This is a genomic window from Streptomyces sp. NPDC059371, from assembly GCF_042751995.1.
Classification (GTDB): Bacteria; Actinomycetota; Actinomycetes; order Streptomycetales; family Streptomycetaceae; genus Streptomyces.
On sequence record NZ_JBHYXD010000065.1, the window covers coordinates 1 to 8,763 of the forward strand.

The window sequence follows — 8,763 nt, forward strand, 5'->3', positions numbered from 1 at the left end:
GAGGACGGGCACGTGGCGCGCCCGGAGCCGCGGGGAGGCGTGCGCCCGGAGCCGCGGGGAGGCGTGCGCCGGGCGCCTCGTCGTCAGGAGCAGCCGGCCGGTGTCGCCTGTGACGCGTCGTGGATCAGCGCCTCGTGGGCGGCCTTGAGCCGGGCCACGTCGGGCTTGACCACCGAGCGGTCGTAGGTGATCAGGCCGTTCAGTTCTCCTTCCACGTCCGAGATCTGGGTGTAGACGGCGCCGTTGCCGCCCTTGCAGGCGAGCTTGTGCACCTCGGCGAGGCGGGCCAGGTAGTCGTCGGTGTACGCCGAGGGGTCGACGTCCACGTACGACTGCTGCACGGACCAGGCGTGTCCGGGCACCGCGAGTCCGAGACCGCCGTACTCGCCGCTGACCAGGGCCCGTTTGCCGTCCGGGTTCGGTGGCAGCGCGGGGCTCGGGTAGCCGTGTTCGTCGATGATGTCGCCGGTGCCGCCGTCGACGCCGAGGTTGATGCCCGACATGGAGTTGACGAGGCGGGTCGGGTCCCAGGCCTTGGCCTGGTCGGCGATGCGGGCCTCGTCGTACTGGCCCCAGCCCTCGTTGAAGGTCACCCACATGACAATCGACGGGCTGCTGATGTGCTCGTCGATCATCTGCTTCATCTCGCGCTCGTACTCGGCGCGGGACGCGGCGCTCGGGTTGACCCCGGCGGTCATGGCGGGCATGTCCTGCCAGACCATCAGTCCGAGCCGGTCGGCCCAGTAGAACCAGCGGTCGGGTTCGACCTTGATGTGTTTGCGGACCGCGTTGAAGCCCATCTCCTTGTGCGCCTTCAGGTCGTACGCGAGGGCTTCGTCCGTGGGTGCGGTGTAGAGGCCGTCGGGCCAGAAGCCCTGGTCGAGGGTGGCCATCATGAAGACGGGTTTGCCGTTGAGGACGGTGCGCGGGGTGCCGTTCACCTGCTCCACGGCGATGGACCGCATGCCGAAGTAGCTGCCGACGCGGTCGGCGCCCACGCTCACCTTGAGGTCGTAGAGGAAGGGGTCGTCGGGTGACCAGAGGTGCGGGTCGGTGATCTTCAGGACGAGCGGCTGCCCGGTGCGGCCCTTCGCGGTGGCGACCTTGCGGTGTCCGGCGTACGCGGTCGCGGTGACCGGCACTCCGTCCCGGACGCCCTTCGGTTCGACGGTCAGCCGGCTGTTCTTGACGTCGGGCGTCAGCTTGAGGGAGTCGACGTGGGCGGAGGCCACGGGCTCCATCCACACCGTCTGCCAGATGCCGGAGGACGGGGTGTACCAGATGCCGCTGGGGTCGAGGCGCTGCTTGCCGACCGGCGGGTTCTCGCCGCTCTGCGCGTCGGTCGGGTCGTAGACGCCGACGATCAGTTCCTGGGTGCGGCCGGGCTTGAGCGCGGCGGTGATGTCGGCGCTGAACTTGTCGTAGCCGCCCTCGTGTTCGGCGACCTTGGTGCCGTTGACGTAGACCTCGGCCCGCCAGTCGACGGCTCCGAAGTTGAGCTGGAGACGCTTGCCGGAACCGACCTTCCAGTCGGCGGGAACGGTGAAGGTGCGGCGGTACCACATGCGGTCCTCGTGCCGTTCGACGCCGGAGAGCTGGGACTCCACCGGGTAGGGCACGCGAATCTTCTCGGCCAGCTTCTTGCCGACCGGGGGCTGTTCGCCGGCCTTGGCCGGGGCGAACTGCCAGGGGCCGTTGAGGTCGCGCCAGTCGGCCCGGGTGAGCTGGGGCCGGGGGTACTCGGTGCGGGCCTTGCCGGCGTCGACGGTGTCGGCCCACTTCGTTCGCAGCTCATGGGTGGAGCGGTTGGGTCCACTGCTCCAGAAGGCGCTGACAACGTTGCCGTTCGTTCCGGAGAGATCGCCCTTGCCGTCGTAGCGCAGGTCGGCGGTGCCCCTGGCCGTACCGGACTTGTTGCCGACGACGGGTTCCTTCAGGCCGACGATCAGGGACTTGGGGTCGGCGGGGTCCAGCTTCGCTGTGGTCAGGGGCCACTTGGCGCCGCCGATGACGGCTTCGACGTGGTCGGTGAGGTTCGCCGGGGGTGCGGTGAGCGGCTGGGCGAAGTCGAGGCGCAGGCTGCGGCCGTCGGCCTGGACCGTGGTGGCGACCGCCCCGTCGTAGGCGTATCCGTCGGGCAGCCGGAGTGCCGACTGCGGGACGGCCGTCTTGGTGCCGCCGGGCGGAGTCCAGCGCAGATGGAGGTTGGAGCCGCCGAAGTGCTCGAAGTACTCGACCTTGATGTCGTACGACTGGCCGGCGGTCAGGTCGAGGGGCTGGGAGGTCTGTTCGCGGTCCCAGTCGTCGACCCAGTGGTCGATGGCGAGGTGCCCGTCGACCCACAGCCGGAAGCCGTTGTCCCCGATGATCGAGAACGTGTGCGGGCCGGTCTTCTCGGGGACGATCCGGCCGGTCCAGCGGACGTTGACGTCGTCCGAGTGTCCGGTGGCGAAGGAGAGCCGGGGCTCCAGGTTGTCGAAGTCGAGATTCGTGTCTAATCCAGTGGCTTTGAGCTCGTGGAAGTCGAAGGCGCCGGGGGCGGACTGGGTGTAGTACTCGCCCTTCAGGCCGTGGACTTCCACCGGGTCGTCGGCTGCTGTGGCGGCGGGGGCTGCGGTGAGTCCCGCGAGGCCGAGAACCGCGACGAACAGGAGCGCCATGTGGGTTCGGAGTCTGCTTTTGCGCACGGATCCTCCTTGGCTGAGGAAGGGTGGCGGCTCGTTGCTTCAGTCTGTACAACGTTGGAAGTAGCGGGAGTGGGCATCACAGCACGGGTCCCGGCCGCTGTCCAGGGTCATGACAAACGGCCAGGTGACAGAGGCGCACATCGATGAAGAGGAGATCCCTTGCGGGTCAGCCTGAAGGACGTCGCGGAGCACGCCGGCGTCTCGATCAAGACGGTTTCCAACGTCGTGAACAACTATCCGCACGTCACCCCGGCCATGCGCGCCCGGGTCCAGGAGGCCATCGACGAGCTGGGCTACCGGCCGAACCTCACGGCTCGCCACCTGCGCAAAGGGCGCACGGGCATCATCGCCCTCGCCGTCCCCGAGCTGGGCAACCCGTACTTCGCGGAGCTGGCGGGGGCCGTGATCGACGCCGCCACCGAGCACGAGTTCACCGTCCTGCTGGACCACACGCGCGGCGACCGGGAACAGGAAGTCCTGGTGAGCCAGGGTTTCCGGGCGAATGTCATCGACGGTCTGATCCTCAGCCCGCTGGAGCTGGAGGACGAGGATCTGCGCTCCCGCACCGACGACGTGCCCCTCGTGCTGCTCGGCGAGCGGCAGTACGAACTTCCCTACGACCACATCGCGATCGACAACGTGTCCGCCGCGCGCAGCGCGGTCCGCCATCTGCTGAGCCGCGGGCGCTCGCGGATCGCCTACCTGGGCGCCCGCACGGATTCGGCCAACCGGCCCGCGCATCTGCGACTGGCGGGCTGGCGCGCGGAGCTGACGGAGGCCGGGGTGCCCGCCCCCGACGAACTCGTGGTGCCGGTCGGCGGCTGGGACCGCGACGAGGGCGCGCGGGCGATGGCCAGGCTCCTGGACTCCGGGGTACGTCCGGACGCCGTCTTCGCGTACAACGACCTGGTCGCGATCGGTGCGATGCGGGTGCTGCACGAACGCGGTCTGCGGGTGCCGTGGGACGTGGCGGTGGTGGGCTTCGACGACATCGAGGAAGGCCGGTTCGGCGCGGTCACCCTGACGACGATCTCGCCGGACAAGCAGGCCATCGCGCGGATGGCGGTGGCCTCCCTGCTGCGCAGCCTGTCGGGCCGGACCGAGCCCGGTGGACGTGAACTGACGGCTGATTTCAGGCTGGTTGAGCGGGAGAGCACGCTGGGGCGGCGTTGACGGGATTTCGGACGGAGGGGTTTACAGGGCTCTTCCAACGATGTAAAAACCTCCCCGGAACGACGAGTACACCGAGCCGACCGCAAGAGCCGATCATCCCCGGGAGCGCTCTCAGCGCCGGGGCCGTGCCGTTTGGGGACTCCATGAAGCCGCTCGCACCACGTCACCGCACCTCCGCCAGGACCCTCCTCGCCACCGGCCTCATCACGAGCCTCGCGCTCGTCTCCGGATGCGCGAAGTCCGAGGACGACACCGCAGGCAAGGACACGAGCTCCGCCGGAGCGGGCGACCAGGGCCAGGTCGTCGCCTCACCGTCCTCGGGCTCGGGCCCGACCTGTGCCATCGACGCCTACGGCGCCAAGAAGATCGACCTGAAGTCGGCCAGCGTCGGCTTCTCCCAGTCCGAGAAGGAGGCCAACCCCTTCCGGATCGCCGAGACCGCGTCGATCAAGGCCGAGGCGGACAAGCTGGGCGTGAAGCTGCTGACGGCCAACGCCCAGTCGCAGTTCTCCAAGCAGATCAGCGATGTCCAGGACCTCATCGCCAAGGGCGCCGACCTCCTCGTGATCGCGCCGCTCAACTCCGACGGCTGGGAACCCGTCCTGCGCTCGGCGTCCGCCAAGCACATCCCGATCATCACCATCGACCGCAAGATCAACGCCACCGCCTGCAAGGACTACGTGAGCTTCATCGGCTCCGACTTCGTGGAGCAGGGCAAGCGGGCCGCGGACCAGATGATCGAATCGACCGGCGGCAAGGGCGAGATCGCCATCCTGCTGGGCGCCGCCGGCAACAACGTGACGACCGAACGCACCAAGGGCTTCGAGGACCGCATCAAGGAGAAGGCCCCGGGCCTCAAGATCGTCTTCAAGCAGACCGGTGAATTCGCCCGGGAGAAGGGCCAGTCGGTCACCGAGAACCTCATCCAGTCCAAGCCCGGCATCACCGGGATCTACGCCGAGAACGACGAGATGGGCCTCGGCGCGGTCAACGCCCTCAAGGGAGCGGGCAAGCAGCCGGGCGCGGTGAAGATCGTGACGATCGACGGCACCCGCAACGCCGTCCAGGGCATCGTCGACGGCTGGATCGACGGCGTCGTCGAGTCCAACCCGCGCTTCGGACCGCTCGCCTTCCAGACCCTGGACACCTTCACCAAGGGCGAGAAGGTCTCCCAGGACATCGTCATCCAGGACAGCGCGTACACCAAGGACAACGCCAAGGCCGACCTGGGCAAGGCCTACTGACATGTTGTCAGTGAACGGCCTGTCGAAAACCTTCCCCGGCGTGAAGGCCCTGTCCTCCGTGGACTTCACGGCCCGCGCCGGGGAGGTGCACGCCCTCATCGGCGAGAACGGCGCGGGCAAGTCGACGCTCATCAAGGTGCTCACCGGCGTCTACCGGCCCGACGAGGGCGAGGTGACGTACGACGGCGCTCCGGTCCGCTTCGCCACCCCGCTTCAGGCACAGCACGCGGGAATCTCCACCATCTACCAAGAGGTCAACCTGGTGCCGCTGATGAGCGTGGCCCGCAACCTGTTCCTCGGCCGTGAACCCCGCGGCCGCCTCGGCCTGATCGACTTCCGGAGCATGCACCGGCAGGCCGAGGCAGCACTGGGCGAGCTCGGCCTGCGGGTCGACGTACGCCGGCCGCTGCGTGAACTGGGCGTCGGAGCACAGCAGATGGTGGCCCTCGCCCGAGCCGTCTCGGTCGACGCCCGGGTCGTCGTCATGGACGAACCGACCTCCTCGCTCGAACCACGCGAGGTGCGGACCCTGTTCGGGGTGATCCGGATGCTGCGCGAGCGTGGCATCGCGGTGATCTACGTCAGCCACCGGCTCGACGAGCTGTACGAGATCTGCGACGCGGTCACCGTGCTGCGCGACGGCAAGGTCGTGCACACGGGCCGGATCGCCGAACTCGACCGGCTCAGGCTCGTGGCGCTGATGCTGGGGCGGGAGATCGCGGGCGTACGGCAGGAGGGCCTGACCAAGTTCACGGGGGGTCATGACATGGAGGCCGAACCCGTCCTGGAGGCGCGCGACTTGACCGTGCGTCACCAGCTTCACGGCGTGTCCGTCTCGGTGCGGCCCGGCGAGGTGGTGGGGCTCGGCGGGCTGCTCGGTTCGGGGCGCAGTGAGACGGCCAAGGCCATCGCGGGGGCGCTGCCCACCGACTCCGGGCGGGTCGTGGTGGCGGGTGTGCGCGTACGCACCGGCTCGACTCCCGCGGCGATCCGGGCCGGCATCAGCCTGCTGCCCGAGGACCGCAAGGCCGAGGGGATCGTGCCGGGTCTCTCGGTGCGCGAGAACATCGCGCTCGCCGCGCTTCCGGGTCTCTCACGCTTCGGTCTGGTCGACGAGGCACGCATCGACCGCATCGTGGAGACGTTCATGAAGCGGCTGCGGATCAAGGCGGCGAGCCCCCGGCAGAAGGTGGGTGAACTGTCCGGCGGCAACCAGCAGAAGGTGCTGCTGGCCCGCTGGCTGGCCATGCAGCCCAAGGTCCTGCTTCTCGACGAGCCGACCCGGGGCATCGACGTCGGCGCGAAGGCGGAGGTGCAGAAACTGATCGACGAACTGGCCGATGACGGGCTGGGCGTCCTGCTCATCTCCTCCGACCCCGAGGAACTGATCGAGGGCAGCGACCGGGTGATCGTCCTCAAGGACGGCGCCGTGGTGGAGGAGTTGACCGGCGACGCCGTCACCGAGGACCGGCTGATGCGCGCCATCGCCGCCGCACCCGCCGCCCCCACCGTCGCGGCCGCGGCCACCGACGAGGGCACCGGCCCGGGAGGCCACGATGACTGAACTGACGCTCGGCCGGGTGACAGCCGACCGCGACCGTCTGCTGGCCCTGCTCCAGGAGTACGGCGTCTACCTGGGTGTCGTGGTCCTGTTCCTGGTGAACACCGTCTTCACCCCGCACTTCCTGTCCACGGAGAACTTTCGCACCCAGGCGGTCCAGGTCGCCCCGGTCCTGATCGTGGCACTCGGCATGGCACTGGCGATCGGCAGCGAGGGCGTCGACCTGGCGGTGGGCTCGGTGATGGCCCTGTCCACCTCGCTCCTGTCCCTCTATCTCGGCTACGGCCCCGGGATCGCCGTCCTGATCGCGCTGGTCGGCGGCGCCGTGATCGGTGTCGCGAACGGCTCGCTCATCGCGTTCGTCGGCGTCCAGCCGATCGTGGCGACACTCGCCCTGATGGTCGCCGGGCGCGGTCTTGCCCTGGTGCTCCTCCCCCAGCTCAAGGACGTCCACGACCCGGCGATGGCGGAACTCGGCTCCGGTGATGTCCTGGGCGTCCCGTACGTCGTTCTGATCGCCGCGGCCCTCGCCCTGCTCGTCGGCTTCGTCGTACGCCGTACGACCTTCGGGCGCAGTCTCCTCGCCATCGGGGACAGCCGTCCCGCGGCCCGGCTCGCCGGACTGCCGGTGCGCCGCGTCCTCATCCTCGTGTACGTCTGCTCGGGCGTCCTCGCGGCCGTCGCGGGTGTGCTCGCCACCGCCCGCCTCACCGCGAGCGACCCGTCCTCGCTCGGCAACCTGATGGAACTGTCCGCCATCACCGCGGTCGTGGTCGGCGGCACACCGCTGAGCGGTGGCCGGATCCGGATCGGCGGCACGGTCGCCGGCGCCGTCCTCATCCAGTTGCTCACCACCACGCTCATCAAGCACGATCTGCCGCCGTCGTGGACCCAGATCGCCCAGGCCGTGGTGATCGTCCTCGCCGTGTACGCGGCCCGGGAACGAGGAAAGCGATGACGACCGACGTGGACATTCCGGTGCGCGCGAAGAACACGGTGGAGGAGGAACCGGCCGGCGCCGGCCGTTCCGAACGGCTCAGCGCCCTCGCCCAGCAGCACGGCGCGCTCGTCACGCTGATCGTCGCGATGACCGCGGCGGCCCTCAGCTTCGACACCTTCCTGACCGGCAACAACCTGGAGAACATGGCGCTCTCCTCGGCGTTCCTCGCCGTGGTCGCGCTCGGCATGACCTTCGTCATCATCACCGGCGGCATCGACCTGTCGGTGGGCTCGCTCTTCGCGCTCGGCGGCGTGCTCGCGGCCTGGGCGTCCCAGTACGGGGCGGTCGCCGCGCTGCTGCTGCCACTGGCCGTCTGCGGACTGATCGGCCTCGTCAACGGCCTGCTGATCGCCCGTTCGCGGCTGGCTCCGTTCATCGTCACGCTGGCCTCGATGCTCGGCGCGCGGGGCATCCTGCTCTCCGTCACCGACGAGGGTTCGAAGACGTATCTCGTGGAGAAGGGGTCGTTCTTCGCGAAGATCGGACAAGGGGAGCTGCTCGGCGTCGGCGTGCCCGTGTGGATCACCGTCGCGCTCTTCGTACTCGGCGCGGTGGTCCTCAGGCGCACCCGGTTCGGGCAGTACGTGTACGCGGTCGGCGGGAACGAGGACGCCGCGGCTCTGATGGGCGCCCCCGTGGCCCGTACGAAGATCTCCGTCTACACGCTCTCCGGGCTGTGCGCTGGACTCGCCGGAGCGCTCAACGCGGCATGGCTCGCGTCGGGTGTCACGATCCTCGGCTCGGGCATGGAGCTGGAGGCGATCTCCGCGGTGGTCATCGGCGGCACCCTGCTCACCGGCGGGTTCGGCTTCATCAGCGGATCGCTGGTCGGGGTGCTGCTCCTGAAGGTCATCCAGAACGTCATCAACCAGATCGGCTCGCTGGACTCCGCCTACCAACAGGTCGTCAGCGGCGCCTTCCTGGCCGTCGTGGTCATCGCGCAGACCTGGCTCGGACGCAGACGCCGGGTGCTGTGAGGGCCGCGCCGCCCCGTCCGGAAAGCGGAAGGCCCCCCCCCCTCGGGGGGGGCCCGACCCGGCGAGGGCGGCCGGCGCGTTACCAAACACATAGCGGGCCGGCGCGCCCCGCACAACCAAC

The 8,763-nt window shown here is 69.3% G+C and carries 6 protein-coding genes; 5 read left to right on the plus strand and 1 reads right to left on the minus strand.

Translation table 11 applies throughout. The features are described from left to right. Positions 1-83: 83 nt before the first annotated feature. Entirely contained in the window at positions 84-2,687 is a 2,604-nt protein-coding gene (locus ACFXGX_RS29090) for a PA14 domain-containing protein (RefSeq protein WP_384796560.1), read from the minus strand. Between the two features lie 159 nt (positions 2,688-2,846). Here ACFXGX_RS29090 and ACFXGX_RS29095 point away from each other — a divergent pair, with 159 nt between their 5' ends. The 5 genes from ACFXGX_RS29095 to ACFXGX_RS29115 all read left to right on the plus strand — a co-directional run bounded on the left by ACFXGX_RS29095 (position 2,847) and on the right by ACFXGX_RS29115 (position 8,642). After that, positions 2,847-3,860, plus strand: coding sequence for a LacI family DNA-binding transcriptional regulator (locus tag ACFXGX_RS29095; protein WP_384796562.1), 1,014 nt, complete (start codon positions 2,847-2,849; stop codon positions 3,858-3,860). A gap of 143 nt (positions 3,861-4,003) precedes the next feature. Next, the gene (locus tag ACFXGX_RS29100; RefSeq protein ID WP_384796564.1) at positions 4,004-5,104 is read left to right on the plus strand and encodes an ABC transporter substrate-binding protein; all 1,101 of its coding nucleotides are present in this window, start codon (positions 4,004-4,006) and stop codon (positions 5,102-5,104) included. Position 5,105: 1 nt separating this feature from the next. Next, entirely contained in the window at positions 5,106-6,668 is a 1,563-nt protein-coding gene (locus ACFXGX_RS29105) for a sugar ABC transporter ATP-binding protein (protein ID WP_384796566.1), read from the plus strand. Further along, positions 6,661-7,623, plus strand: a complete 963-nt coding sequence (locus tag ACFXGX_RS29110; RefSeq protein ID WP_384796568.1) for an ABC transporter permease — start codon at positions 6,661-6,663, stop codon at positions 7,621-7,623. Before ACFXGX_RS29105 ends, ACFXGX_RS29110 begins: the two co-directional genes overlap by 8 nt. Beyond that, positions 7,620-8,642, plus strand: a complete 1,023-nt coding sequence (locus ACFXGX_RS29115) for an ABC transporter permease (protein ID WP_384796570.1) — start codon at positions 7,620-7,622, stop codon at positions 8,640-8,642. The genes ACFXGX_RS29110 and ACFXGX_RS29115 overlap by 4 nt, the downstream gene beginning before the upstream one ends. Positions 8,643-8,763 lie beyond the last annotated feature (121 nt).